This window comes from Peribacillus sp. 05N428 (genome assembly GCF_056397085.1).
The window spans coordinates 1-25,431 of sequence record NZ_JBFTMS010000056.1; the positions used below are offsets into that span (position 1 = coordinate 1).

Genomic DNA, 25,431 nt, shown 5'->3' on the forward strand with positions numbered 1-25,431 from the left:
TTACCCGAGTGATAAAGATCTACAATAGTCTTTTTGAATTCATTATTATATTTTTTACCTGTATTCTTACGTTCCAAGACGGACACATCCTCTCAAAAATCATTGTAAGGACTTAACTAAAATGTGTCCATGAAACTATACTAACTCCAAAGGACCAAAATAAATATTAATTAGAAAATCGTAGCATTATTAAATTGGCAGATTAAAGGATATAATCAGGTAAAGCAGAGACTTGGGGGGAAAGAATTATGGAGTCGTTTTCAGCAGTTGCTAATTATCTAACTGACATGCCGAATCATTAGCAATTAAAGTCGTTGATAATATTGTTCAAAGACTTGGGATTGTCTTTTTTAAAGAAGATTTAGAGATTTACTACAGTGTTTACACTGAGTTTATAATAGCGAAAGGTATAACTTTAAATGGATATGAAGTACCTCAAGGATTTTTGGAAATGAGCCAAAAAAAAGGGAACGGCAAGCAGCCCTCAACTGCCAGATTTCAGGAAAAATAGGACGCTATCCTCATTTTCGATTGGGTCTTATAGAACAAATAACGAAAGTCTCCATAGAGCATGGACTTACCACTGAGGAAACTGTTGAAGTAAATAACGAGTTAACTATATGCTCGATACCACCGTTACTGAGACCATACTTGCTTTTGAACGACAGACAAATAGTGTCATTGATGAAAGAGAAAGAGAAAGAGAGTTAATTGAAAAACAAAAAGCGATTAATGAATTATCAGCACCAATTGTACCTATCCATGATGGTATTGCTATTCTTCCTTTGATTGGCAACTTTGAACCTAAAAGAGTTGAATATATTTTCAATAGCGTAATACCGGAAATTCCTTGATTAAAGGTTAAATATCTTATTATGGATTTTTATGGAATACTTACTATTGATTCATACGTTGCAAGTGAGTTATTTAAAATAAATGATGTTCTTCGGTTGTTGGGAATAAATATGGTTTTTACTGGTATTCGCCCTGATTTAGCAACAAAATCTATTACTGCAGGAATCGACTTTTCATCAATTAAGACGTATTCATCTGTTTTAAAAGCGATAGAAGTCATAAAATAATATATAAAATACCTTCACATTACTTAATAAAATGTACTTTCTATTAACTAATAATTTAGACCAATTAAAAGAGATTGAATTTGAAAGCATAAGTATTGAAACAACAAGCGATAAGATTACTATTTACCGAGTAGAGTTAACTGTGAATAAAAGAGAAGCTATCGAGAGAACCCGTCATATTTTCATAATGATATATTATAGGACGAGGAGTGTTTATATGATGATTTTGAAAGCGGTTAAAGAAGATGCTCAATCGATTTTAGTGATTCAAAAAGTATCTTATATACGTGAAGCTGAACTCTATAATAACTATGAAATTGCGCCACTTACAGAAACGCTTGATCAGATAAAAGAAGATTTTCAAAAGAAAGTAATTTTAAAATTCACTATAGAAGATAAAATTATTGGCTCGGTGAGAGGACATGAAAAAAACGGCGTTTGTTATGTCGAGCGATTAATGGTACATCCGGATGCTCAAAAACGGGGAATTGGCAAGCAGTTAATGATGGAATTGGAAAAGTATTTTCCTACTTGCGCGCGATTTGACCTATATACTGGGTCCTTAAGTTTTGGTAATATTCGTCTATATGAATCCATCGGTTACAAAAGTTATAAAAAAGAAATGATCCGTGAAAATATAGAGTTTGTATTTATGGAGAAAATCAATTGAGCAAAACTTTCAGCTGACAAATTGGGAGGAAAAAATGTTGATGAAAGCTAATCAGTTACTTTTGCAAAACTTGATAGATATCAATCCGCGCACAGGGGTAATTAAGCTTCATGATAAACGAATGGCATTAATCTCTGTTGAGGCACTTGGAATTTTACGTAATGACTTAATTAATACACTCGGTAAAGAACGAGCGAAAGGATTTCTAATGCGCTACGGCTGGGCTTGTGGCAAACGAGCTGCTGAGTCACTCAAGGAAAATTATGAATGGGGATCAACAAAGGAATTGATGCTGTCAGGAACAGCGATGCATACATTTGAAGGCATTGTCACAGTAGAACCCGATATTTTAGAAATAAATGGTGATCATTTATATTTTACAGGGTATTGGAAAAATTCATTTGAAGTCACCAATCATCTAGTTGGAAATAAGATTGGTCCTGAGGCAACCTGCTGGACGCTCATCGGTTATGCAAGCGGGTATCTAACGAGCGCCTTCGGGAAAGAAGTGGTTGCTTATGAGAAATACTGTCACGGGAAAGGTGATCAAGAATGTTACTTCGTCGCACAAACCGTTGCGCACTGTGATGAAGAGAATTTAAAAGATCTGCGCTATTACATGGCTGAATCATTACAATCCGTGTTAGAAGACGTCTATACGGAAATTGAGCAACTAAACGATAATATTATAGAATCCGAAGAAGTCCAAAATCAGTTGACTGAACTTTTTTTAGAAGACAAAGATATTAACGATATTACGCATACGATTTGCGATATAATTGGACGCAGTATCGTAATTGACCATTTCAAGGAAGTGTATTCTGCGCATTTTAAAAGTACAGAAGATTTACTAGCATATAATAAATGGAAAAATAGTAGTGTTGTGACAAAACAGCAAGAAGGTTTGTTTTTTGAGTCATTCAGTATTAAAAGCCATAAGATTCAACTTGGCAGACTAACGGTTATTGGGGATAAAAAGCTTGACCAAAGGGAGCAATTAATCATCAATCGTGCATTAATGGTGTTTACCATTCAAATGTATCATAAGCGTAAAATTACGGAATCCATATGGAAAAAAAGAGAAGACTTTTTTGATGAAATTATTGACAATAAGTTGTTAGATGAAACGACTTTGATAAGACAAGCGACAATTTTCGGCTTTAATCCAAATGAGCCTCATCGCATTATTGCGATTAAAGTCATTCCAAGAAAGATGAAAGATAAAGTCTTAAATTTTCTTTCGAATAAATACCCTGAACTCGATTTATTCATAAAAGATGGATATATCGTGATGATTATTGCGGAGGATAAGGAACAAGATATTGAAAGAATGTCTATGAATATCCTTGATGAAATCAAAAAACACATACCTGATGTCATCATACATATTGGTTCTGGACGTACCGTAGAATCGATACACATGATGAGAAATAGTTATATTGATGCAACCCGGATTTGCGATTTTGTTCAATTGACGTACCCAGTTAGCAGTAGACAAGCTACGTATAAAGAGTTAGAAGGCATTATGATGTTCTTAAAAGGCGCAGATCATAAGGAATTAATCAAATTTTATACAAAGACAATCGGAAGTTTAATAGAATACGACAATGAGAATTCTGGGAGTCTTCTCATTACGTTAAAATCATATTTAGATAATAACGGAAATCTTCAACAAACGGCGGATGATTTACATTTATCAATTGCTGGTCTACGTTATCGGATTGAAAGAATTGAGTCACTTAGCGATATTGATTTGAAAAAAGGATCAGGACGATTTAATGGGCAGTTGGCCACTAGAATCTATTTTGCGTTAAAAGTTGTGAATAGCCAATAAGAAAGGCGCAAGGCTCCTGGAGTATAGACAGATTAGGAAAATAAAATACTTTGAAAAAGGATGAATCGCTCACTGGTTCGTCTTTTTTAGTGAAAAGCTATAACACAGTAAAATTTGTTCGAAATCTTTTACGGTTACTAATATTCCGAATATAAAGTAATGTTTGAAATGTTCGTTGGTTATATAAAAAAGGAGGTTGTAATTAAGTATTGATTGATCCGTAATGCGGCGGATATTTTTTGAAGAAAGTTACGTAGGACGAATCACTTGTTTTCTCCTGTATTAAAGGTGCTTTTTAAGCAGACGAATTAACTGCTCAGCAAATTCTGTTAGTCGGTGGGCGCTTATTAGTATTTATTTACAGTTACCAACATTCAGAATGTAGCGTAATATTCAGTTTAGTAAGCGGTTACAAAAAACAAAGGGGGCACGTTAATGACTACAAAAGAAGCAGTTAGAATACCTATGACAGGAGCAGAATACCTGGAAAGTTTGAGGGATAATCGTGAAATTTGGCTCCACGGAGAAAAAGTGAAGGATGTTACAATTCATCCGGGATTCAGAAATAGCGCGCGTTCTATCGCAAGCTTATTTGACGCATTGCATAATCCAAAATATAAAGATATTTTAACAAGAGAAACTGACACTGGAAATGGTAGCTTTACACAACGCTTTTTCCATCCAGATCACACACCAGAAGATTTATTTAAAACGCGTGATGCGATTGCACAATGGGCGAAAATGTCTTATGGCCAAATGGGTAGATCACCGGATTATAAAGCTTCGTTCCTAGCGACACTTGGCGCAAACCCAGAGTATTACGGAAAATATGCGGACAATGCCAGAAGATGGTATAAAGAAGCGCAAGAGAAAAACTGGTTCTTCAACCATGCGATTATTAATCCGCCGATTGATCGCGATAAGTCGATTGATGAAGTGAAAGATGTCTTCATTCACTGCGTTGGTGAAACGGAAGAAGGCATTCTAGTGAGTGGTGCGAAAATGGTCGCAACAGGATCTGCACTTACAAACTATAACTTCGTTGCACATTACGGTGCACTCGCAATTCCAAGCGAAGAGTATGCACTCGTTTTCGTCGCAGATATGAATACACCGGGCATTAAACTTATTTGCCGCTCTTCATATGAAATGAACGCAGCAGTTACAGGAAGTCCTTACGATTATCCACTAAGCAGCCGTTTCGATGAAAATGACTCAGTGCTTGTATTTGAAAACGCACTCATTCCATGGGAAAACGTACTCGTCTATAAAGATATTGAAAAAGCGAATAGCTTCTTTGCAGAAAGTGGATTCCTTCACCGTTTGACATTCCACGGTGTTACAAGATTCGCAGTAAAACTAGATTTCATTTCAGGTCTATTGATCAAAGCATTAAGAGGAAATGGGACAGATTCGTTCCGCGGCGTTCAAGCCAATATTGGTGAAGTAATTGCCTACCGCAATATGTTCTGGGCCTTAAGCGATGCAATGGCATTGAATCCCGAAAAAGGTGCAAATGGAACAGTCTTGCCAAACTTAGAATACGGATTGGCATATCGGGTATTCATGTCCGATGGTTGGTCACATGTGAAAAACATTATCGAAACAGTCGTCGCAGGTAGCTTAATTGTACAGCCGTCTAGTTCAGCTGACTTTAAAAATCCTGAATTACGTCCCATTATCGATAAGTTATACCGTGGTTCAAATGGTATCGATGCAGAAGAAAAAATCAAAGTCATTAAATTACTATGGGATGCGATTGGTACTGAGTACGGCGGTCGTCATGAATTATACGAACGTAATTATTCAGGTAACAACGAAAACATTCGTTTAGAAAACTTGACGATGGCGAAAATGAGTGGCCAAGCACAAGAGTTTGAAAATTTCGCGCAACAGTGTATGGATGATTATGACTTAGATGGTTGGGTAAACCCGACTTGGATTAACAATGATGATGTCCAAGCTTATCAGAAAAAATAATTGAACAGATTTATTACTGATTAAAAACAAAAAAATGGGCTGTAATATAAATGGCTAATGAAAGAGTAATCGACATTTTTGAGGGTTTATTAAAAACGAAAGAACTGATTGCGGAAAAGAATTTTACGCAGAGTACCGTGAGTTTTGCCTTTGGTTTGATAGACTAGGACAATCTAGAGAAACTCCATTGTTTGCAGATGTATTTTACGAAACACACGTATTGCGCGGCATGTACGGCGACCTTACTATATCGAAGATGGACCAGTACTAACGGAGCCTTATACTACGCACTAATGAAAAAAGCGAAGTATTCCTCTTTACAGGGAAAATCAAATCATTAGATGGTACGCCTTTAGGGAATACGCATATTCGTATGTGGCATGCTGATGAAGAGGATTTTATTCACATTTTGCAGATTGTATTCCTGAATACAATGGAACTTTACGGTTAAAACAATTATTCCAACTTCTTATTAAATTCCAATGGGCGGACCGACTGGTGAATTTGTAACGCATATTGGCTCGCAAACCGTCCTGCACATCTTCACTTCATCATTGATGCAGAAGGTCATGATCAGCTCATTACACAAGTTTTCTTTGACGGTGACGAATGGCTAGAGACAGACGTAGCTGATGGTGTACGCGATTCTTTAGTCATTAAATTAGACAAAAAAGACTATTACACAGAAGGATCACTTGAATTTTCATTGCGCCCTTGCAAAGTTTTAATAAACACAAAGTAATTAATTAGATATATAGCTAGACGAAGCATCCCAATAAGTGGATATAGACGGCACTATGAAAAAGGTAGTGCCGGTTCTGCTTCATTTGCTCAAAGGATACCTACCATTTCATGACACCTAGTAAATAAAATCATAACGAACAGTGAGGGTACTTTAAATGAGATCATTCCAAAGTAATCAACTTGAACTTGAACATTCTGTAGTCACGATTGGTGCTTTTGATGGCATTCACCGAGGACATCAAGCTTTGATTAGTAAAGCAAAAGCACAGGCAAATTCTTATGGCGTTCCGCTTGTGGTTTATACATTTGATCCACCGCCTAAAGTCTGTTTTCAAAACCAATCGATGCTTACATCGTTACCCGAAAAGAAGAAATTTCTTGAAGAGCTAGGCGTTTCCTATACAGTTTTCGCTTCGTTTGATCAAGCTTACGCAGCGAGAAGTGCACAGGACTTCATCGATGAACTGAGTCGAATAAACCCAAAAGAAGTGTGGGTCGGACCTGGTTTCCACTTCGGCAAAGGGAAAAGTGGTTCTATTGAAGATTTGGACAAGGCTTTCAATGCATTTCAGCATCCTGTCGTCACTTGCGCAGCAGGAGAGGTTATATCATCGACACGGATTCGTAATTTATTACAGCATCAACAAGCAGAGCAAGCATACTATTTACTTGGTAGGGAGCCGTATTCTTTAAATAGTACACAATAAGAATTTACAGAAGGAGGATTTACATATGGATGCTAGAGAGTATAGGAATTGTATGGGACGATTTGCAACTGGCGTCACGGTTGTGACCTGCAGAACTGAAAGTGGTCATCACGGACTGACAGCGAACTCATTTACTTCGGTATCACTAGATCCACCACTCGTATTGGTCTCTGTCGACCGGAAAACGAAAGCGTTCGAGCATATGAAAAATAATGCGTTCACGATTAATATTCTAAAGTCTTGTCAAGAAGATGTGGCGATGCATTTTGCAGGACGTCCAAAAGAAGAAGAACCTTTCACATGGATTGAAGGCGATCATACACCACGCCTTGCTGAATCACTTGCTTTTATTGAATGTGCACCGTGGCAAGAATATGACGGTGGAGATCACGTCTTATTTGTTGGAGAGGTCGAAAATTTTGCGTATACGGATGATGACGCACTCACTTATTTCTCGGGCAAGTTCGGACGTTTAGCCGCAGAAACACAAAAAGCTTGAGACTATTAATACCAATTCAAAGATTGCTTATGCGAGCTGTTAACAATCGAGGAATTGTGGGGTCTTAGATCCAAATCAAGAGTTAAAGTTTAGAGTTTTGTCTTTGCAGGAGCATTTGGAAACTAATCTGTACCGTTAGTTGAACCAGAAAAAGGGCGTTAAATAAAGTCATTTCTGAAAATTTAAGGAATGGATGAATTTTTCCATCAATAGATTAATATTAACATTAGTTGTTAGATTTAAAACAAATGGAAATACAACCTTATCGAAGTTTCTGGTGCGAAAATAATGCACTAGAACCATAGAATGGTAATATCCTGTTAACTTTGGGATTAAGCAGCAACTCCGAACAACTTATGAATGAATCCAACCTCATTTTGGGCAGACTTTGCCGGTTGATGAGGTTGATCTTTTTTAACCATATGTATAGCTTCGATACCACTCAAAATATAGGTGGCTGTTCGAAACGATTTCAATCCCAACATAGAACGGACCCGTTTTTTTATAAAACGATGATCTTGTTTCACAATGTTGTTCGATACCGTATTTGTCGTACTCGTATGCCTTCTGGCATACTTTTTTCTTCTTTTAACTCTTGCTTTAAATCAAGAATATTTTCATATCTTCAATCTTTAAACCATTTTGGATCTTTTAAGAGCGCACCATTCAATTGAGTCCAAAATCCAGCAAAAATTCCTCTGAATATGACGAGTTTCTTCTATTATATATACTCTCCAAACACATCTGATTTCCACAAATGAATTGCATGTCGTTCTTTTTCAAAAACCTTCTCCAAATAAATCTCTGTAGTGGAGAGCTGCTCATGGCCCAGACTCTTCATAATCTGATAGACATCCACTCCATTTAAGTGAGAAATGATGGCAAAAGCATGCCTGAAGGTATGAGGACCAATGGAAGAGGAACGAAACTTCAAAAAAGGCAAACCACTCTCCTTAATGGCTTTTGTTATGTATTGAGACAAATATGAGGGAGAGTAGGCACGGCCGGTATTGGTCGTAAAGAGCGGGTCTTCTCCTTCTGCTGCATCTATATCGTCGAGCCCTCTAGCTGAACGGAACATGCGAATGCTATTCATTCCTTTTTCTTTCAGTGGGATTTGCCTTCTTTTATTTCCTTTACCTAGTACCTCTAAAAAATACGTGCTGGTAATGGAATCGTATTGAAGATCCTTGACTCGGAGTCTTGTAAACTCTTCATTACGCATGCCTGTCATCGTTAGGATATGAATGATCGAAAAAACGATGGGGTGGTGGATTTCCCTGAAGTAATCAAGTAGCTGAATGACTTCCTTCGGTCCCAAATCACGGTTCGGTCGATCATCTTTACGAATATTGATCTTAAAGAAACCTTCATGAATGGGCTCCGTGATATAGCCTGATTCGAACAGGAATGTCAAAAAACTCTTAATGATGGTTGTCTTTCTGGATAATGTGGCAACGGAATACGCTCCTTTTGTTAAGACATAAGGGCTTTTTTCCGATAACCATTCCTGATATCTTCGAATGTGGCGGGGGGATAGCGATTTAAAGAGGGAACCCTCCACAACTTTTTCCAAGTCAACATGGATTTCCACTGAATAAGTGAGCATTTGTTCAATAAATTGAAGAAGTTCCCGCTCATAGGCTTGGACGGTGCGGGTGGACTTTTCATGTTGCCGTTTTAAATGTTCTCGCCTATGAAGATACCACTGTAGCATGTCTACATCGCTAAAATCGGAAAAGGGATCTTTCCCATTCTTTTCTGTCGCATCTAATCGTTCTTGTAACGTGTGGATTGAAATGTCTGACAGACTTTTTTTCCATGCACTGCTCTGAATCTCTTTCGATTTATCTATCAGTTCATGCATACCTGTATCCCTCACTTTTATATTTCACTTATTAATAAGTTAACGTTATATCTAGTACTTTCCATATCATGAATACTACTTACATTATAACAAACTACAAGTATTAATTAATTATGGAAGACCTAAATAAATCCTATCTTTATTTAGGTGTATTATAATTAGTATATAATTAGATTCATAAATTATGATAATATTTTTTGATTAAAATATTAAATCTATAATGTTTATATAAAAGGAATTTTTAATTATACTTATTTACATCAATATTATATATTATGATAGATATAGGAAATGAATAGTTAATCCTGTGATGGATAGAAATATAACAATAAAAGATAAAAGGTGAATAAACAAATTATGAATAAACTAAAAAATGAAGAAAACACGCAGACTGCATCTTATGAAATGGGGGAATTGGTTTATGTTCTCCAAACATGTACGGAAGATGAAGACCCAGAGAGTTTTTACTACTTTAAACAATTTGAAAAAAAAGAAGGCGTGATTTTGGATGTGATTGAACACCCCCGTCTCCAATATCGTGTGAAATTTGGCCAGGCGGAAGCTGTCTTGTATCATGAGGAATTGACGAATGGGAACCAACGGGATGTTCCCATAACAGGAACGGATCATCAAGAAGGATGGGAAGGGGATAAAGTGGAATGGTATACACAAAAAGAAGTAGCGGATTTATTAGGCGTATCCAAGGCAACGGTCTACCATTATGGAAAGCAGAAGAAAATCATTAAGATACTGGACCCACATCGATTACATAAAGAGGCCCGTTATCAAAAAGCGGAAGTGGATCGATTAGTATATGAAAAACAATCTTTCCCTACTGGCATGAGTCCTAATGAGGTTGCAAAGAAATTAGGATTATCTGTACAAAGTGTTTATAAGTATATTCAAGATGGTTCCATAAAAGCTGAGTCTATCCCTTATGGTGATGAAAGAATCACATATGTAATATCGGAAACAGCCTATCGGGAAGCAGAAAAAACACTTAAACCATCTGAAATACAGCGACCGAAAAAATATGAATATTATAATTCAAAAAATGACATTGCTTTGTATCAAAGATTTCATTCGTCTAAAATTCCAGAGGCACGTGTGGTTCGTAATGAAGAAAATGTATTTGGTTTTTACCTACCCAATATCCAAAAGTGGTTAACGTATGAAGAAGGAATGAAAAATCATGCCTTAAAGCCATCATACTTGATCCACCAACCTCCTTTGGATTATAAGGGCTATGTTGAGCTTCGGATACCAAAAAATGAAGTTGTATTTTACCCCTTCATTGACTACTTATATGAAATATGGGGAGTGGAAAACATCCGACTTAGGGAACAAATTGACACAGTTTTACTTTACGTCAAGGCAGGAGAAAAGCCGTTAATATCTGAGGTGTTTGGTATTGCCGATATCTTACCGTATTTAACTAATGGAGAAATGCACCATGAAGAAGATACTTTGATATTACGAAGTCCATATAGAAAAACTAGTTTTGAATTACCAAATGAATTGTTAGAAACAATTTCAGATTTAGCTAAACAAAAAGGGATAAGTATTAGTAAATGGGTTGAGAATACATTGTCGTCGAAAATAAATTAACTAGGAAGTAATTTATTTGGGAAATACGAATCAAATAATATACCTATTCTTTCAAAGGCAACATCATCTTATTTTGACATACTTATCATAAGCTAGCAATAATGAATGGTATAATAAGGTTATAAGGATGGACTAGTTGGTTTAAAACATAAATATATAATTAAGCACCGTGAATTATTTATAAGTCAAAAAACAGAAGAGGCGATTCTATGCACATAAGGGAGTTTGTAAAAAATTTCACCAATCATCCAGTACTTTTTGTGGGTACAGGGATAAGTCTTAGGTATCTAGAAAATTCTTTTACATGGGATGGTTTACTATCTTACATTTCAAATAAGATTAAAGGAACTGATGAATTTTATTATGATATAAAGTCCAAGTATGAAAAAGACGGGACTTTTGATTACTCTAAAATTGCAAAAGAACTTGAAAATGAATTTAACGAAGTACTAAAAAATGATCGGGATGGTGAGTTTAAGGATATTAATGATGTATTTTATGAAAATATGAAATGCGGGATAAACATTAGTCGTTTTAAACTATATATTTCTCAATTATTATCGAGTTATAAAATTAAGGAAAGTAAACAAATTGAAATATCTGAGTTGAAAAAAGTAAGAAAAAATATTGGGTCAGTAATCACTACAAATTATGACAGTTTTATAGAGGATATATTTGAATTTAAGCAACTCATTGGTAATGAGATTTTATTAAGCAATCCTTATGGTTCAGTCTATAAAATACATGGTTGCGTCGAGAATCCTGGTAAGATCATTATCACGGAAGATGATTATAAGATTTTTGATGAAAAATATGAATTAATTAGGGCACAGTTGTTATCGTTGTTTATCCATAATCCTATAATATTCTTAGGCTACAACATCGGCGATATAAACATTAAAGGAATCCTAAGAACCATTTTTACATATATAAATCCTAATACACCAGAAGCAGAGAAAATTAGAAGGAATTTCTTACTTGTTGAATATGATGAAGGTTCTCAGAATCCTGAAGTTACTGACCATGATATTGATATGAGTGGATTCTCTACAATCCGAATAAACAAAATAAAAACGGATAATTTTTTAGAGATATATAAACATTTAGCTGATTTAAGCCTACCTGTGTCAGCCATGGATATTAGAAAAGTGCAGACTATAGTTAAAGAGATATATGCTGGGGGTAATATAGAAGTTAGTATTACAGAGGATATAGATGCTTTAAAAAATGGTGAAAAAATCTTAGCTATTGGTTCATTAAAGACAATAAATTATGAATTTCAAACAACATCAGAGTTAATGGAAAACTATTTCAAAATTATTGATGAATCTAACCATCAACTCTTAAAGTTAATTGATAAATATAGAATTCAAAAAAATCAGTATTTCCCTATTTACGGATTTAGTAAAATTCAGTTAGAGTTGGAAAGCACTAGAACACTAAAAGATATTCAAAATGAGAAAATCAGTAATTTAATTAGAGGTGCAACTGATTTTGCTGAAGAGCATACAAATATTAAGGATATTTTACAAGATGATAATATATCTCAATCCAGAAAGAACTTAGCTATAGTATTAGGAATAGTAAAAGATAGAATCCAACTAGAGAATATACAGATAAGAAAACTACTGATTATAGAAAACTACTTTGTGTCTATGATTATAAAAAGTATGCTGAAGAAGACGATAGACTTGTCCTCAGTAAACTAAGCGGTGTAAATTTGTCTTAAAGGTATTAAAAGGAACGACGGGGGTAATTTATGAACCATGATCAAATAGTCCAGGAAAATAAAACAATTGGGCTACTAACAGATACAGACATCAATATTTGTTTGGAAAATGAAGAGATAATAATTCACCCTTTTGAAGATTATAACTTAACACCTGCGGGCTATAACCTGACACCATCTGATTTTATTTTATCCATCAATAATCAATTATTGGTCAAAATTCACTTTGATGAAAAAGAAAAATTTTGTTTCATAGAACCTAATGATACCGTAGTTATTATGACTAGAGAAGCTTTAAAGATTGGTAAGAATATTGCTGGGACTTTTCATTCAAGGGTAAGTATAGTTTCAAAAGGATTGGGACATATCTCAACTACTCTTGATCCTTTATGGCAAGGGCCTCTATTAGTTTCTATAAATAATCCTACTAAACGTCGTATCAAGTTAACATTAGCAGAAATACTTAATAATCAGAAGCAGGTATCTTCTAAAGAAGAAAATGAGTATAAAAATCCTGAAAAAGAAAACCTAACTTTTAGGTATTCAGCATTTGTTACTCTTATGTTTACTAAAACAGCATCCACTGCTACTAAATACCATAATAATCCTTCTGGTCGATTTGACTTACTTAGTAGAATAGTAGATAAACCAAATAATAGAAGAATTTTTTCCTGGACAAAAAAATACAAACATTTTCTTAAACTAAAAAAAATGATTGACTCGATTGGATCTATAGATTTTATTAGTAATGTTGACCCTAATAAAAATGTCGTAACCACTAAAGAAATATTCGAAGACAATTATAAAGGATTTGCGGAAGTACTTCAGTTTTATACAGATCAGGCTCATGATGTTAGTGAAAAAATAAAGAATTCAAATAATTATCGGAAAATTTCGTTTAAGATATTGAGAATTTCAGGAATTATATTAGGAACTTCTGCGCTGCTCTATTTTATTTGGAAAGTAAGTAAAGGAGCTGCAGAAGATGGTATGGTTTCTTATTTTAGTATTATAATAATGGTAATTGCATGGGCTTTTACACAAATAGTAAATATAGGAAGGAATATAAAGTAAATGACGAAAGAAATAAAAGTAAGAAAAATTCACCCCGATGCCAAAATTCCAGCATATGCTCATCATGGAGATGCAGGGATGGATCTATTTTCTATTGAGGAAATAATTATTAATCCTGGTGAGTCGGTTTTAGTTAAAACAGGTATCCAACTCGAACTTCCAACAGGAACTGAAGCTCAAATTAGACCTAGAAGCGGATTAGCATTAAAACATTCTGTTACTGTCTTGAATACTCCTGGAACAATAGATCAAGGGTATAGGGGAGAAATAGGGGTTATTTTAATTAATCACGGGAAAGAAAAGTTTAAAGTAGAGAAGAGTATGAGGATTGCACAAATGGTAATTTCAACTTTTTTAAATGTTAATGTAAACTGTGTTGATTATCTTACTGCTACTGAGAGAGCTGAAGGTGGGTTTGGTTCAACAGGTACAAAATAATAAGTGATGACATGGTTTTTGGTAGTTATAACCTGTATTCCTCAACATCCAATTCCATTGTGTAAGTCCTAAGTCCACGTATAAGCAATCTTATACGTTATGGGAATATGATAGTTCGATGGAAAGTAAGGACAAGTATAATACAGATGCACTATCTACCCCATTAAGCTTCCTTGGTTACTGGTCATGGACATTTGAGCACGTCTCTCAAAATTCACACTCAAAACCTAAAAAGGAGAAGTCTAGAAATTCTCCTTTTTCATTTATTCCTTTTTAAGATAATTGGTTCTTCTTTCTCCCAGCTGTTTCGCATCCTTTTTAGCCTTCTCCTGCTCAGGGTTTGTATATAGGGCAGCTGTTGTGGTTGAAGTATGACCAAGTTGAGTCATCAGTAAATGGATGTCTCCTGACTGCTCCATTAATTTTGTCCCATAGGTATGTCTCAGTTTATGTAGAGCCATCGACTTATTGGACTTAAATGCCTTCGTGTATTTCTTTACTAGAGCCTCAATGGCGCGGTTAGAAAGAGGGGTGGCTCCATCATTCATCCTAGTCAAGAAAAAATAGGCGTATCATCATTTGACTTAAACTTTCCGATCGCACAGCTAAATAATATTTTATGTCCTACATAGAAGGGGGAGAGACTGCCACAACATCCTTTTTTCCACCCTTACGTAAAACGTGAATCTGTATTTCTTCAAAACCCAAGTCTCGCAGCCAGATTGGATAACTCATTCACCCGGATGCCGCTTCCTAAGAAAAGAGATTGATGGGGATGTTTGTCCGTTCCAAAAAGACGGCCGGTGGTTCTGGCTATGACCATCACATAGAGAAAGTGGAGCTCACCCCTTACCCTATTGGCTTGCTGCAATTGTGAAACCGAATCTGCTTATAAAAAATTAAAAAGGTTTCGGGAACTTTCCGAAACCTTTTTGTCTACAAATGGGGGCTCTATAATATAGAGCCTATATGTTATTACCTTTCACAAGCATAGTTGTCTTTATCGCGGTCCATACTTGGTACATAAGCAGGATGACCAGCTGGAACACCGTTTGGATATGTATCTCGTAAATCAGTACAGTTTGCGAAATCTTCCCTTTCTCCTGACGATATAGACGCAGTTGATTGATCTGAATTTTCTTTTGCAGTAGAGGTAGAAGTATCTTTACTAGCAAGTTGAGTATTTAAGCTATCAACTTTGTTTTGCAGACTTGTATTTTTAGTTGTTAAATCACTAATCTTTTCATTTAATGAATCTTTTTCTGATGAGAATGCCTTTTTTTCTTCTTCCAATGTTTTTAAATTATTTTCATATTCGGTAATATTAGATGCTGTTTCTTTAATTTCTGACGTAAGATCCGTAATTTGTTTTTCAAGCTTTGAATTTTCTAATTTTAAAGTATTATTCTCAGCTGTTAACTTTGTATTTTGTTCTATTTCATCATCAAGTTTAGCTTGAACTCCTGTATCCAAAAACGATATTCCAACAATAAAAAATATTATTCCACCAATGAGCGAGGGGTAAAAAATCTTTTTGGATAGTGTTCTTTCTTTGTTTTTAATCTTTTTGATAAAGTGGTAGAGTAGGTAAAAAAAAGAATATAAAATAGCGAGAAAACCTAATAATGCGATGGCTGGCATAACTAACACTCCCTTAAAAATAATCATTACTAACCACTAAAATTTATATTTTTAGACTAAAAAACAAGCACTTATTTGCAAAGCTTCCTTTCTAGTAGTATATATCTATAATTCTACAAAAAAATTCAATTTCCTTTTTAAATGTTTAGTGATAGCATCGGATTTTCTTTTTATATATTGACATTTGAAAAGAAAACCCTTAAAAGGACTTCGACAGATACTGTAACGTGGTATTAGAACGAATATGGTCGGGAAATCAAATTATGCGGATTCAAAGGAGGTTTGCAACATTCACCAGTAAGGAATAAGACTACTCAATCAAGCCCGAAATATAGGTCAACAATGGTGAGAGCCGTTTGCAGTGTAGATTTTCTTTTTTTTATAAAACATTTAATTCGATATATCTGGAAGTACAATACAAATGTAATAGGACAAATAACCCAACACATATGTATTAGTAAGGTTAAAATATGTGGAGGTGGAGGCATGAATTTAAACGGTATCAAAATAAGTAAAATAGATATTAGCTTAATCGTGCCTATATATATAGAATCAGTTACTGAATCTGCTGTTCAGAAAAGAATCAAATTATTAATTGAAGGTGAAGATTTACCTAGCTATCCAGTAGTCGAAAAGGATAAATATGAGGAAAAGTATTGGCTCGTATCGGGGTATTTAGAATATTTAGCCTATAAGCATTTAACTAATACAAGAAAACAGAAAATGTATGTAACTGTTATAGAGCAGGTATTTTCAAATATAACAACGCAACGTATAAAACTCCTAAGAAAGATGTTCCAAGATCATTCTAATTGGTTTGATAAACATTACTTACTTAGTTGCCTATTGAATGAAGATTTAAGTATAGAAGAAATTTCAAAGAAAATTGGTGTAACTAGTACGGATATAAATAATTATTTGATTCATCGTGAGATACCAGAGAATATTATAGAAAAAGCTCATAAGAATAAGGGAAGTTTTAGAAACTTAGAAAAAATAAGAAGATTAAATTCACACCGTTTTGTGAAATATCTCCTTTACGAAAGAGCTGTGTTACCTAAATGGGATAAAGATAGACTAACAACGGATAAATTGCAAAAAATTCAATGGTTACTAAACATTAAAGAATTTAAAATGTTAAACTGGCAAGGGCAATGCGATATAATTCAAAAAGCTTTTATTTATAAAGAAATACTTCTGACAAAGTGGGAAGAAGATTGTCTAAACAAGTTATCCGAAAAAGAACATACTATGATTAGAAACTTTGGTGTATCATTGGCTCAAAATTTAATAAACTAACTGTGCATTCTCTTTTAAAAGATCGCACTTTCTATTAGGCAGTTTAAAAAAAACTGAGGAATGGTTTTTCATAACATTGACTTTTGGTCGCCATTTATTTAACCATTTCCAAATGGCAGAAGTATAGATTGTACCTTATGTTTTCATTTCTACACACGTAAAAAAAAAGAGAAGACTAGAAAATCTTCTCCTTTTTCATTTAATCCCTTTTACGAAAATTGATTCTTCTCTCTCCCAGCTGTTTCGCAGCCTTTTTAGCCTTCTCCTGCTCAGGGTTAGTATAAAGCGCAGCTGTTGTGGTTGACGTATGACCCAGTTGAGTCATCAGCAAATGAATATCTCCTGACTGTTCCATTAAATTCGTCCCATAGGTATGCCTCAGTTTGTGTGGGGACATGGATTTATTGGACTTAAAGGCCTTCGTGTATTTCTTTACTAAACTCTCGATGGCGCGATTGGAAAGGGGGGTGGCTCCATCATTCACCCTCGTCAAGAACAGATAGGCTGCATCATCGTTAGATCCCCTATATCGTTCCGTTCGCACAGCTAGGTAATCTTTTATGTCCTGCATGGACGGAGGAGAGACTGCCACGACATCTTTTTTTCCACCCTTACGTAACACATGTATTTGTTTTTCCTCGAAATCCAAGTCTCGTAGCCTTAAGTTGGATAACTCATTCACCCGGATGCCACTTCCTAAGAAGAGAGATAAGATCGCAAAGTCACGTTCCTTGTCCCTTTTAAAGTATATGAGTTTCCTGGACTTTTCAGGTAGCTCTCTTTCATAGTCATGCTTCACGAATTCAAGAAACCGAGCATCCTCATCATTGTGGAAAATCTTCGTCGATATTCTGGAAGCACGCGCCCCCAATGTTTCCTTCACTTTATTCACTTCAATTTTCAACATGACATTCCGATAGAAGTAAGGCTCGCCGTCTTCATTTTCCGTCTGGGTCGTTAAATACTTGAAAAGGGAACGTAATGCTGAAATTTTCCGATTGACGGATACCTTTTCCGCTTTTTTTGTTTCCTGCTTATTGATGGGGATGTTTCTCCGTTCCAAAAATTTGATAAAGGATTGAGCTTCGATCAACTTCAACTTTTCCAGCACGGACAGGGGGATATCCTTAATATGCTCCTGCTCAGCAATGCCTTCCGCAATCAGCCACTCCAAAAATAGTTTATAATCAAGAACGTAATTCAAGAGGGTGGAAGGGGACCGGGTATCCAATTTATTATCAACATATTCAACGATATAGAAAGGCATGGACTTAACCAGCTGTTCCAATTTCTGCTCATGGACTTGATGTTGTCTGGTATTGGCCATTGTTTTACTCCTTTTTTCACTTTAATCTATGCGTAAAATTCAATTTTTACGAATAGTTGTTTACATAATCATTTTATGTTCAAGTTACTAACTTATGTAATAGCCCATGATTGGAAGGAAAGGACTGAAATAATTAGTTTTTCACTGGAATTTTTACATACTCATATTTTTCTGGATTTTGAACTTTATGATTTTTGATAGCAACTTCAGCAGCATCTTTAGTTTCAAAAACTTCATCTACCTTGAATGTTTCTTTATTTGTATGAAGATCATAAACACGAATTTTGTAATTCATCATAAAACCCCTTTATCAGAATTTAAGGATTTGTTTTGTATAGTCGGTAAAATCTCCAAGATGGTTTTCAACAATTTGCTGCAAAATGTCTATATTAACCGTCTGGTAGTCATGAACGGCTATGTTTCTAAAACCCACCATGGCCTTTAATCGTTTGACAGTATTTTCGTCGATAATTAAAGCCCCATGAAGCATATCAAAAGCATCTCTGCTGGTTTGAGGCAACCCTAATTTCTGTTCAGCTACAATATGCATAGCCAAGTCGATTGACGCTTCGCAGGCTCTTTGTATATTGAGTATGATGGAGTCTTGTTTGGTATAGTCCTTCAGGTTTTCTGGATTGTTTTCATATACAACCTTAACCCGATTCATGCAACGTTCTATAACACTGATTTTGTTCAATATCACATCATTCTTCATAGATGGTCCCACTTTCTCCTATTTTTTTTAAGATATTTACGCGTTCCTCGTTCAATTTAGCGTACATGCTTAGTGCAGTCATTTGGAGGTTTTTAAGAAGAGTGTCATTCGCTGAATATATAACGGTACCGGTAGTATATATCTGGGCTTTAAAAACCGTGGATGCTGTACGAATATTGACCAAATCCACCTCAATTTTCAGAATATCTGCTAATTCCTGTGCTAGCTGAAAAACTTCATATGTAGTAAGCGATTGATTCTCACTGTAGAAAGCAATATCGATATCACTGTCTTTATGTGTAGAGTTTTTGGCATAAGAACCAAAGATAATAATGAAAACCGGATCTATTTTTTTTATGAGAGTATCTTGAATGGTTTGGAATATCTCTGTATACATAAGACACGCTCCTTAATGATAATATGAATATTATACCAAACGTCTATTCCTATGTCCATTTATGCGTAAAACAGAGATTTTACGCATAAATAAAATATAACTAACTTTCCCCATTATCGTATAGTGCTCTCCTCTCCACATTCTCCTGGCTATATGTATACCCGTGTTCTTACCCTGTACAGCTTATAAGGCGAACAGCCTGGCGAAAAGAAAAGAAAAAAATTCGCCTCGTAGTATAATTTAATGATTAGACAAAACGGCATGGAGTATACCTGTTCCGATGCGGACATAATAAGGACAGCCTAAAATACTACTTCAATCGTAGAACAGGTGGACTTACTTGCCGGTATAGATATATCTTACATAATCATCTAAAGCTCAAAGATTAATTACCTTAAACTTTAGATGATTATATTTTTAAGTTAATTTCAAATAATAACAAGGCTTATTGTTATTTAACAGAGTTTCAAAACTATCTATCTTCCAACCTCTATATTGCCTATCATCATCAGCAATTCCTAGTTTAAGAGTAACATTATTAGAAAAATTAAAATCTAAGTGGTGTAATGGATGGGTTAATGCATTACGCCTAGATTCTGAATCATCATAGTCGTATCTTAAATATCCTGGTTCAAATAAATATAAATACCTTATTAGTCTCCATATATAGTTATCTGATATTGTTACATCAAGTTCTACTTCTTTTATAGCTTGGAGAATTTGCTCATAAAAGTCCAATGGCTCAATCTCTGAATGTATTCTATCTACAAATGCATCATCCTCAAAGAGGATTTTTAGAATGCTAATAGTTTGATTATTTATTCTTTCTCCCTCTAAATCAAAAATAGCCCATCTATTACCAAACATATCGTCTGTTTCCTCTTCATTTTCCGTTAAAGTAAACGGAAAATTAAAAGAGAATTTTTTATATACCTTACCATCATTAATCAAGGTAAATATAATTCTGCTCATCTTATCTATAATTATCTCGCAATGCCCTAATCCAACGTCATGCTCGTTATTTACAAATATATCTGGAATAGTATTTAATAATAATCCTAAAACATCAGATTTCTCTCTAATGTTAACGTTTGCTTGATCATATAATGTATGTGTCAAATAAAAAGATATTTTTTTCATAAGTATCACTTTATTCCTATGTTAATTAAATTCGAATAAATTATTTCTCTTATTTGTTTCCTATTAGTAGAGTCTGGTGCAATCATATAAACAATTCTCCTTAAGATATCTTGCTTAACGGGATCTTGAATATCAAGTTTTGCATTAGGCATTTGATGGGCAATTTCATTAAAGACTTCATCTACTATATCTCTTTGAGAAACAGTAATATCATTAATATCTAAAGTCAATTCTGCTTGATCAATATATTGTTTAGGCTTGTTAAAAATCAACTTATTTGAAGCCTTTATATTATTTAATCCTTTTGAAACAGAATTAATAAAACCTTCGTTATTTTTCTTACTTACGAATAGATACGAAGTAATAAATGATCTTGTTAATGTCATATATAAAGAATTCCGTTTCCTAACGTTTTCTCCTATACTTTCATGAGAAACACAAATTACAAATGGAAATTCAAGACCTTTAATATTATTAATATTACTTATCGATAATGTATTTTTCTTGAGTGTTTTCGAATTATATAAAGTATTAACTTTCCAATCAAAATGAGTACCTACACGTACGCCTATCTGTCCCATTAAATCAAAATATTTATTACCTTTATCAATAACTACAATTGCAATATCTTCTGGACCAACAGTAGGATTTTGCTCTTTTATTTCTTCAATTGTTTCGATTAATTTAGAGCCAAATTCGGGGTTTTCATATTGAATCAACTTAATACTTTCTATTTCTTCGTAATCAAGATCTGTAAACTTACGTAGAGGTTCACGAGTAAGTACCATTTCATCTTCAGTAACTTTCTCTATATTGTATCCACAAGCTTCCCACTGCTCATTGGTCAGTTTTCTAATACCCTTTTCTTCAAATAACCCAAATCCTACACCATGAGCTAGCATTAAAGTTCTTGGGTCTGTTCGATAACATTTATTAAGAAGAAAATCTGGCGATGAATCACTTGTATTAGCTTGGAAAATATTTTGAAAAATATCTCCTGCAACATAAACTGTATTACTTGTAACAAGTTCACATAATTCGAAAAAGCTTTCTTGAAAATCTTGGCTTTCGTCTATTAATACATAGTCAAACATAGGTTGGATATCCTCTTTAATATTTGACAAAAAGTTAATCGCTTCTCTACAAGCAGAATCAAAGCTTCCCTGCATTAGCCCCTGAAATGGAATACCATATTTTTTACAAATCAGACTATACATCCCGACGTTATTCGGATCATTTTTTGAGCCCCAACTATGCATTATCCACAATCGTTCTTCCCATTTAATCTGTTCTTCTACTTTCATAAAGTCAAAAAATAATGGAACACGACTTTTTAACGAATTGGCAAGGGCTTTATTAAAGCAAGTAAAAGCAATTCTATTTTCATCATTCTCTGTATATAATTCTTTAACTTTATGCAATAGTAATTCAGTTTTACCAGTACCCGCCAACCCTTGAATTGTTATTCTTTCATCATTTTTCTTTTTAAAAATGAATCGAGTTTGATCACCATCAAATAAAATAATATTTTGTTTTACTTTTTCTAATGTAGTTTTGGGCAATTCCTCAGTAATTTTATCAATATGGTTGATACTACCAATACTTAGAGATATCAACAATTCAATCTGACGACTCTTGACTTTATCTTCAATCTTAAACTGTGTTAGAAATTCACTTATATCTTGATCTGATTTTGGGACATTTGTATCTGTTAAAAGTTCATTTTTCCACTTTCTAGGTCTCCCTAATATTTTCCGATATTCATATCGGTCTGAAAGATGTCCTAAATCCTCAAAAAAGTCTTCAAAATAATCTTCAAAACCCTCTTCATTGCCACCATTATTTACAATAATAATTTTATGATTGGGTATCAAAACTATCATTCCTGAAGAAAAAGAATAAGTATATTTCTTTTCAGCAAGTGGACTATGTATTACATATGTTGGTAAAGCATTTTCTTCCGCATATTGTTCTATATTATTTATAAATAACCTATTAGTTTCATTAATCTCGATATTCGAGAAAAAATAGGTACTAGACATAGTAATTATTCACTTCCTAATTCTAAATTGATATTTCCTTCAATACTCTGGTCTACAATATAATCAATTAGTTCTTCGCCAATTTTTGAATATCACTCTGCTTGTGTAATAGATAAACCTAAGCAGTTACTTAAATATTTCGAACCAAAATTAGCTGCGCAATATTGTAAAGCAGCATTCCTTAAATCTCTGGGATTAATTCCTATAAACTCTTTAATAATTTTATCCAAAAGCTTATCATATAAGTCTTATATGAACAAAATAAATATTAGTAATTTCCACCTTTTAATTTCAACTTTCTATCCTCTAATAATAATTGTAATAATACTAAATCTTCTTTAATCAAATATATCATTCTGCTATCATTTAACAAATTCCTTTTTTTCAAGAATAAAAATATTTACTAAGCGAATCCCTCTAATATCTTTAAAAGTTATTTATTGTATTATACCAAACATATTTTCTATATTTTTTTCGTAAAATAGTTATTTTACGCAAAGATAAATTAAGCGAAATCTTCCCTCTCCAGCCAAAGAAGGCTCGATGCCTGCTCTAAATCGAGAAAAAAGGATGTTTTTTTCTCCATGCGTGAACGCACCAGCTGAAGATCCAGCCGGTGTGCCTCCTGGTAATTCAACTCTTTCTTGTGTTTCATTGCAAAAAATCTACTTTACATCACAAAATTATTGAATGTATTGATTCTTTTCTTTCTTGACAAAAGAGATTTCTGCTGAAATTGCGTAGGTGTGATTCCTTCGTATTTTTTGAACACCCTAGCAAAATAATTGGAATCGGTAAATCCGCATTTCTCGCTTACAGGATGCTTTTAAAGAGGGTGKAGCCKGGCTTTTTACCACCGGTATATATTTAATTAATRTTTGYCTGATCTCATTCTGATGAGCTGGTTTTAATAAATAATCATCTGCTTCCAATTTACTCGTTCGGTTGGCTAAGTCACACTCATCATACGCTGTAAGGAAAATGATGCGACAGTYTGGAACATCGTTTTTGATTATTTCYGCTGCTGCCAAGCCATCCATAATAGGCATTTTAATATCCATTAGAACGATATCCATRCGATTTTGCTTCGCCAGGTCTACAGCATCCGCTCCATTTTYAGCTTCAAATAAGTGGCTTATTGCGAGGTTTTCTCTATTAATCATCATCGTTAATACTTCCCGTTCTAATGGTTCATCATCCACTATCATCACATTCAATACAAAACTCCTCCTGAATTTGGAAGRACGAGCCGCACCGTTGTACCAACTTCTGRTTGACTTTCAATGGCWGTAATCCCGTACTCTTCTCCAAAATAATATTGAATTCGTTTTTGTACGTTATTMATCCCAATTCCTGTGGTATGACTGTTTTTTCCCACTCCTGAATGYGAAAAAATAGAGGCTACTTTTTCTTCCGTCATCCCCACTCCTGTATCAGAAATTTCTAACACYACGTGRTTATCTACTAAAAATCCGTGAATATTAATAACCACTCTACTATCCTGTGGCTCAAATCCATGGATGATAGCGTTTTCAATTATAGGCTGGATAGAAAGAATGGGCATTTTTATRGCTTYTGTATCAAAGTCTATTATCTCTTCGTAATGAATTTGATTACGGAAACGAGATTGTTGAATATTCAARTAATTTCTTGTGTAATCCAGTTCTTCCCTTAATGAAACAAGCTGGTCTATATTTCGCAGGCTGTATCTCATGATTTTAGCTAGCGAGTACGTCACATTTTGTGTCTGTTCCGCATTCTCTAAATAGGCAAGTCGTGAAATGGTGTTCAAAGTGTTAAATAAAAAGTGCGGATTAATCTGTGATTGCAATACCTTTAATTGTGTTTCCTGAAGGAGTTTCTCCAGTCTGGAACGAACYTTTATCTCTTCCATTAGTTTTTGATTCTKCTCATTTAGCTCTTCTTGTACWAGGTTATTAGCGCCCAATTTGACGATATAATTGGCAACAAGCTGCAGCATTTCTGTTGATGCTTCGATCTTTTTTTGACTTGTAAATTCAATCTTCTCAAAATAAAGTTGGAGGAGTTCTTGATCAATTGGCAAGTGTTTTGTTTTCTCTCGAATCTTGTCCAACTKCTTTTCATCTTGATCTTCTAGTARCACCTGGCCACACAGAACAGATCCAAGGTGTTTATCGTTAAGWACAATAGGAGCAGCTATATCAACTAGACCAGAATGGCAATAATGGATGCTTGGCTTTGCTTGTTTAGCCGCAATCWGTCCCACCTTTTTATCAGACCATACACAGCATCGCATTCCTTCCTGTGAGGAACGCATRTGTTTGCAAAAATTTGTGAAATTAGTTGGACTGGTGACAGGCACTCCTTGATCATCKGCAATGATGACTCCCAAACCAGTCACATCGGAAAATCGCTCCTGGATTTCCTGAAGAGTCTCAACATTCACAATGCTCCGTAATGTAAATGCATTCACCATGTACCTCCTTRTCAATTTACTTATATTATTAAATTTACACTTTTTGKAACATTTATACCTATCATTATAGCTTATTCCTCTCTAGCTAAAAAGTATATTGTCTCCTTCGATAAAGTGATGGTAATGCACATAACGGGCCAATACAACGAAAGAGCTAATCCAATCATGGAATTAGCTTCA

General features: G+C 34.5%; 25 protein-coding genes and 2 pseudogenes. 13 read left to right on the forward strand and 14 right to left on the reverse strand.

Annotated features, from left to right (window positions below):
- Positions 1-620 precede the first annotated feature (620 nt).
- The 8 genes from AC1DIV_RS26965 to AC1DIV_RS27000 all read left to right on the forward strand — a co-directional run bounded on the left by AC1DIV_RS26965 (position 621) and on the right by AC1DIV_RS27000 (position 7,516).
- Positions 621-854, forward strand: coding sequence for a hypothetical protein (locus AC1DIV_RS26965; RefSeq protein ID WP_477577791.1), 234 nt, complete (start codon positions 621-623; stop codon positions 852-854).
- A gap of 18 nt (positions 855-872) precedes the next feature.
- Complete coding sequence (locus tag AC1DIV_RS26970) at positions 873-1,082, forward strand: STAS domain-containing protein (protein WP_477577844.1); 210 nt, start codon at positions 873-875, stop codon at positions 1,080-1,082.
- Between the two features lie 217 nt (positions 1,083-1,299).
- Positions 1,300-1,752: a GNAT family N-acetyltransferase gene (locus AC1DIV_RS26975; protein WP_477577793.1), complete on the forward strand. Its 453-nt coding sequence runs from the start codon at positions 1,300-1,302 to the stop codon at positions 1,750-1,752.
- Between the two features lie 40 nt (positions 1,753-1,792).
- A complete protein-coding gene (locus AC1DIV_RS26980) occupies positions 1,793-3,586 on the forward strand; it encodes a XylR N-terminal domain-containing protein (RefSeq protein ID WP_477577795.1) in 1,794 nt (597 codons plus the stop codon).
- A gap of 465 nt (positions 3,587-4,051) precedes the next feature.
- Positions 4,052-5,566, forward strand: coding sequence for a 4-hydroxyphenylacetate 3-hydroxylase family protein (locus AC1DIV_RS26985; protein WP_477577797.1), 1,515 nt, complete (start codon positions 4,052-4,054; stop codon positions 5,564-5,566).
- A 553-nt stretch (positions 5,567-6,119) separates the two neighbouring features.
- A complete protein-coding gene (locus tag AC1DIV_RS26990) occupies positions 6,120-6,308 on the forward strand; it encodes a dioxygenase family protein (RefSeq protein WP_377413685.1) in 189 nt (62 codons plus the stop codon).
- 157 nt (positions 6,309-6,465) lie between these two features.
- Positions 6,466-7,017 (forward strand): FAD synthetase family protein, encoded by a 552-nt coding sequence (locus AC1DIV_RS26995; RefSeq protein ID WP_342605220.1) that lies wholly within the window; start codon positions 6,466-6,468, stop codon positions 7,015-7,017.
- Positions 7,018-7,042: 25 nt separating this feature from the next.
- A complete protein-coding gene (locus AC1DIV_RS27000) occupies positions 7,043-7,516 on the forward strand; it encodes a flavin reductase family protein (RefSeq protein ID WP_342605221.1) in 474 nt (157 codons plus the stop codon).
- Between the two features lie 332 nt (positions 7,517-7,848).
- Here AC1DIV_RS27000 and AC1DIV_RS27005 read toward each other — a convergent pair.
- Together AC1DIV_RS27005 and AC1DIV_RS27010 are read right to left on the reverse strand one after the other, a co-directional pair.
- A pseudogene (locus tag AC1DIV_RS27005) lies at positions 7,849-8,114 on the reverse strand (DDE-type integrase/transposase/recombinase); the annotation flags it as partial.
- A gap of 123 nt (positions 8,115-8,237) precedes the next feature.
- Positions 8,238-9,383, reverse strand: coding sequence for a tyrosine-type recombinase/integrase (locus AC1DIV_RS27010; RefSeq protein WP_477577799.1), 1,146 nt, complete (start codon positions 9,381-9,383; stop codon positions 8,238-8,240).
- A gap of 357 nt (positions 9,384-9,740) precedes the next feature.
- On the opposite strand from AC1DIV_RS27010, the gene AC1DIV_RS27015 reads away from it, so the two are divergent.
- The 4 genes from AC1DIV_RS27015 to dut all read left to right on the forward strand — a co-directional run bounded on the left by AC1DIV_RS27015 (position 9,741) and on the right by dut (position 14,232).
- Positions 9,741-10,991, forward strand: coding sequence for a helix-turn-helix domain-containing protein (locus AC1DIV_RS27015; RefSeq protein ID WP_477577801.1), 1,251 nt, complete (start codon positions 9,741-9,743; stop codon positions 10,989-10,991).
- Between the two features lie 209 nt (positions 10,992-11,200).
- The gene (locus AC1DIV_RS27020) at positions 11,201-12,700 is read left to right on the forward strand and encodes an SIR2 family protein (protein ID WP_477577803.1); all 1,500 of its coding nucleotides are present in this window, start codon (positions 11,201-11,203) and stop codon (positions 12,698-12,700) included.
- 50 nt (positions 12,701-12,750) lie between these two features.
- Positions 12,751-13,794 (forward strand): dCTP deaminase domain-containing protein, encoded by a 1,044-nt coding sequence (locus tag AC1DIV_RS27025; protein WP_477577805.1) that lies wholly within the window; start codon positions 12,751-12,753, stop codon positions 13,792-13,794.
- On the forward strand, positions 13,795-14,232 hold the full coding sequence (gene dut / locus AC1DIV_RS27030; protein ID WP_063596991.1) for a dUTP diphosphatase: 438 nt from the start codon (positions 13,795-13,797) through the stop codon (positions 14,230-14,232).
- Between the two features lie 263 nt (positions 14,233-14,495).
- Here dut and AC1DIV_RS27035 read toward each other — a convergent pair whose 3' ends face one another.
- Positions 14,496-14,780 (reverse strand): tyrosine-type recombinase/integrase, encoded by a 285-nt coding sequence (locus tag AC1DIV_RS27035; RefSeq protein WP_477577845.1) that lies wholly within the window; start codon positions 14,778-14,780, stop codon positions 14,496-14,498.
- 427 nt (positions 14,781-15,207) lie between these two features.
- Positions 15,208-15,873: an excalibur calcium-binding domain-containing protein gene (locus AC1DIV_RS27040; RefSeq protein WP_477577807.1), complete on the reverse strand. Its 666-nt coding sequence runs from the start codon at positions 15,871-15,873 to the stop codon at positions 15,208-15,210.
- 486 nt (positions 15,874-16,359) lie between these two features.
- Between AC1DIV_RS27040 and AC1DIV_RS27045 the strand changes: the two genes are divergently transcribed.
- The gene (locus tag AC1DIV_RS27045; protein ID WP_477577809.1) at positions 16,360-17,172 is read left to right on the forward strand and encodes a hypothetical protein; all 813 of its coding nucleotides are present in this window, start codon (positions 16,360-16,362) and stop codon (positions 17,170-17,172) included.
- Positions 17,173-17,371: 199 nt separating this feature from the next.
- Here AC1DIV_RS27045 and xerS read toward each other — a convergent pair whose 3' ends face one another.
- The 10 genes and pseudogenes from xerS to AC1DIV_RS27095 form a co-directional block, all read right to left on the reverse strand.
- Positions 17,372-18,499 carry a tyrosine recombinase XerS gene (gene xerS / locus AC1DIV_RS27050; protein ID WP_477577811.1) on the reverse strand — a complete coding sequence of 376 codons (1,128 nt, stop codon included), beginning with the start codon at positions 18,497-18,499 and terminating at the stop codon, positions 17,372-17,374.
- Between the two features lie 133 nt (positions 18,500-18,632).
- Complete coding sequence (locus tag AC1DIV_RS27055) at positions 18,633-18,794, reverse strand: hypothetical protein (RefSeq protein ID WP_477577813.1); 162 nt, start codon at positions 18,792-18,794, stop codon at positions 18,633-18,635.
- A gap of 15 nt (positions 18,795-18,809) precedes the next feature.
- Positions 18,810-19,214 carry a type VII toxin-antitoxin system HepT family RNase toxin gene (hepT, locus tag AC1DIV_RS27060; protein WP_477577815.1) on the reverse strand — a complete coding sequence of 135 codons (405 nt, stop codon included), beginning with the start codon at positions 19,212-19,214 and terminating at the stop codon, positions 18,810-18,812.
- A complete protein-coding gene (gene mntA, locus AC1DIV_RS27065; protein ID WP_477577816.1) occupies positions 19,204-19,611 on the reverse strand; it encodes a type VII toxin-antitoxin system MntA family adenylyltransferase antitoxin in 408 nt (135 codons plus the stop codon). Before mntA ends, hepT begins: the two co-directional genes overlap by 11 nt.
- 417 nt (positions 19,612-20,028) lie before the next feature.
- Positions 20,029-20,751 carry a hypothetical protein gene (locus tag AC1DIV_RS27070; RefSeq protein WP_477577817.1) on the reverse strand — a complete coding sequence of 241 codons (723 nt, stop codon included), beginning with the start codon at positions 20,749-20,751 and terminating at the stop codon, positions 20,029-20,031.
- Positions 20,752-20,756: 5 nt separating this feature from the next.
- Positions 20,757-22,793 (reverse strand): DEAD/DEAH box helicase, encoded by a 2,037-nt coding sequence (locus AC1DIV_RS27075; RefSeq protein ID WP_477577818.1) that lies wholly within the window; start codon positions 22,791-22,793, stop codon positions 20,757-20,759.
- Positions 22,794-23,298: 505 nt separating this feature from the next.
- Positions 23,299-23,448, reverse strand: coding sequence for a hypothetical protein (locus AC1DIV_RS27080; protein WP_477577819.1), 150 nt, complete (start codon positions 23,446-23,448; stop codon positions 23,299-23,301).
- Positions 23,449-23,463: 15 nt separating this feature from the next.
- Positions 23,464-23,571 (reverse strand): annotated as a pseudogene (locus AC1DIV_RS27085) (hypothetical protein); the annotation flags it as partial.
- The gene (locus AC1DIV_RS27090; RefSeq protein WP_477577846.1) at positions 23,567-24,001 is read right to left on the reverse strand and encodes a response regulator; all 435 of its coding nucleotides are present in this window, start codon (positions 23,999-24,001) and stop codon (positions 23,567-23,569) included. The gene AC1DIV_RS27090 and the pseudogene AC1DIV_RS27085, both read right to left, overlap by 5 nt.
- Before the next feature lie 5 nt (positions 24,002-24,006).
- Complete coding sequence (locus AC1DIV_RS27095) at positions 24,007-25,248, reverse strand: sensor histidine kinase (RefSeq protein WP_477577820.1); 1,242 nt, start codon at positions 25,246-25,248, stop codon at positions 24,007-24,009.
- Between the last annotated feature and the right edge of the window lie 183 nt (positions 25,249-25,431).

Excerpts from the sequence above, each read along its gene's own strand:
- AC1DIV_RS26965 (WP_477577791.1), top strand. The coding sequence starts at position 621 with ATGCTCGATACCACCGTTACTGAGACCATACTTGCTTTTGAACGACAG.
- AC1DIV_RS26975 (WP_477577793.1), top strand. The coding sequence starts at position 1,300 with ATGATGATTTTGAAAGCGGTTAAAGAAGATGCTCAATCGATTTTAGTG.
- AC1DIV_RS26980 (WP_477577795.1), top strand. The coding sequence starts at position 1,793 with ATGAAAGCTAATCAGTTACTTTTGCAAAACTTGATAGATATCAATCCG.
- AC1DIV_RS26985 (WP_477577797.1), top strand. The coding sequence starts at position 4,052 with ATGACAGGAGCAGAATACCTGGAAAGTTTGAGGGATAATCGTGAAATT.
- AC1DIV_RS26995 (WP_342605220.1), top strand. The coding sequence starts at position 6,466 with ATGAGATCATTCCAAAGTAATCAACTTGAACTTGAACATTCTGTAGTC.
- AC1DIV_RS27000 (WP_342605221.1), top strand. The coding sequence starts at position 7,043 with ATGGATGCTAGAGAGTATAGGAATTGTATGGGACGATTTGCAACTGGC.
- AC1DIV_RS27010 (WP_477577799.1), bottom strand. The coding sequence starts at position 9,383 with ATGCATGAACTGATAGATAAATCGAAAGAGATTCAGAGCAGTGCATGG.
- AC1DIV_RS27015 (WP_477577801.1), top strand. The coding sequence starts at position 9,741 with ATGAATAAACTAAAAAATGAAGAAAACACGCAGACTGCATCTTATGAA.
- AC1DIV_RS27020 (WP_477577803.1), top strand. The coding sequence starts at position 11,201 with ATGCACATAAGGGAGTTTGTAAAAAATTTCACCAATCATCCAGTACTT.
- AC1DIV_RS27025 (WP_477577805.1), top strand. The coding sequence starts at position 12,751 with ATGAACCATGATCAAATAGTCCAGGAAAATAAAACAATTGGGCTACTA.
- dut (WP_063596991.1), top strand. The coding sequence starts at position 13,795 with ATGACGAAAGAAATAAAAGTAAGAAAAATTCACCCCGATGCCAAAATT.
- AC1DIV_RS27035 (WP_477577845.1), bottom strand. The coding sequence starts at position 14,780 with ATGAATGATGGAGCCACCCCTCTTTCTAACCGCGCCATTGAGGCTCTA.
- AC1DIV_RS27040 (WP_477577807.1), bottom strand. The coding sequence starts at position 15,873 with ATGCCAGCCATCGCATTATTAGGTTTTCTCGCTATTTTATATTCTTTT.
- AC1DIV_RS27045 (WP_477577809.1), top strand. The coding sequence starts at position 16,360 with ATGAATTTAAACGGTATCAAAATAAGTAAAATAGATATTAGCTTAATC.
- xerS (WP_477577811.1), bottom strand. The coding sequence starts at position 18,499 with ATGGCCAATACCAGACAACATCAAGTCCATGAGCAGAAATTGGAACAG.
- AC1DIV_RS27055 (WP_477577813.1), bottom strand. The coding sequence starts at position 18,794 with ATGAATTACAAAATTCGTGTTTATGATCTTCATACAAATAAAGAAACA.
- hepT (WP_477577815.1), bottom strand. The coding sequence starts at position 19,214 with ATGAAGAATGATGTGATATTGAACAAAATCAGTGTTATAGAACGTTGC.
- mntA (WP_477577816.1), bottom strand. The coding sequence starts at position 19,611 with ATGTATACAGAGATATTCCAAACCATTCAAGATACTCTCATAAAAAAA.
- AC1DIV_RS27070 (WP_477577817.1), bottom strand. The coding sequence starts at position 20,751 with ATGAAAAAAATATCTTTTTATTTGACACATACATTATATGATCAAGCA.
- AC1DIV_RS27075 (WP_477577818.1), bottom strand. The coding sequence starts at position 22,793 with ATGTCTAGTACCTATTTTTTCTCGAATATCGAGATTAATGAAACTAAT.
- AC1DIV_RS27080 (WP_477577819.1), bottom strand. The coding sequence starts at position 23,448 with ATGAAACACAAGAAAGAGTTGAATTACCAGGAGGCACACCGGCTGGAT.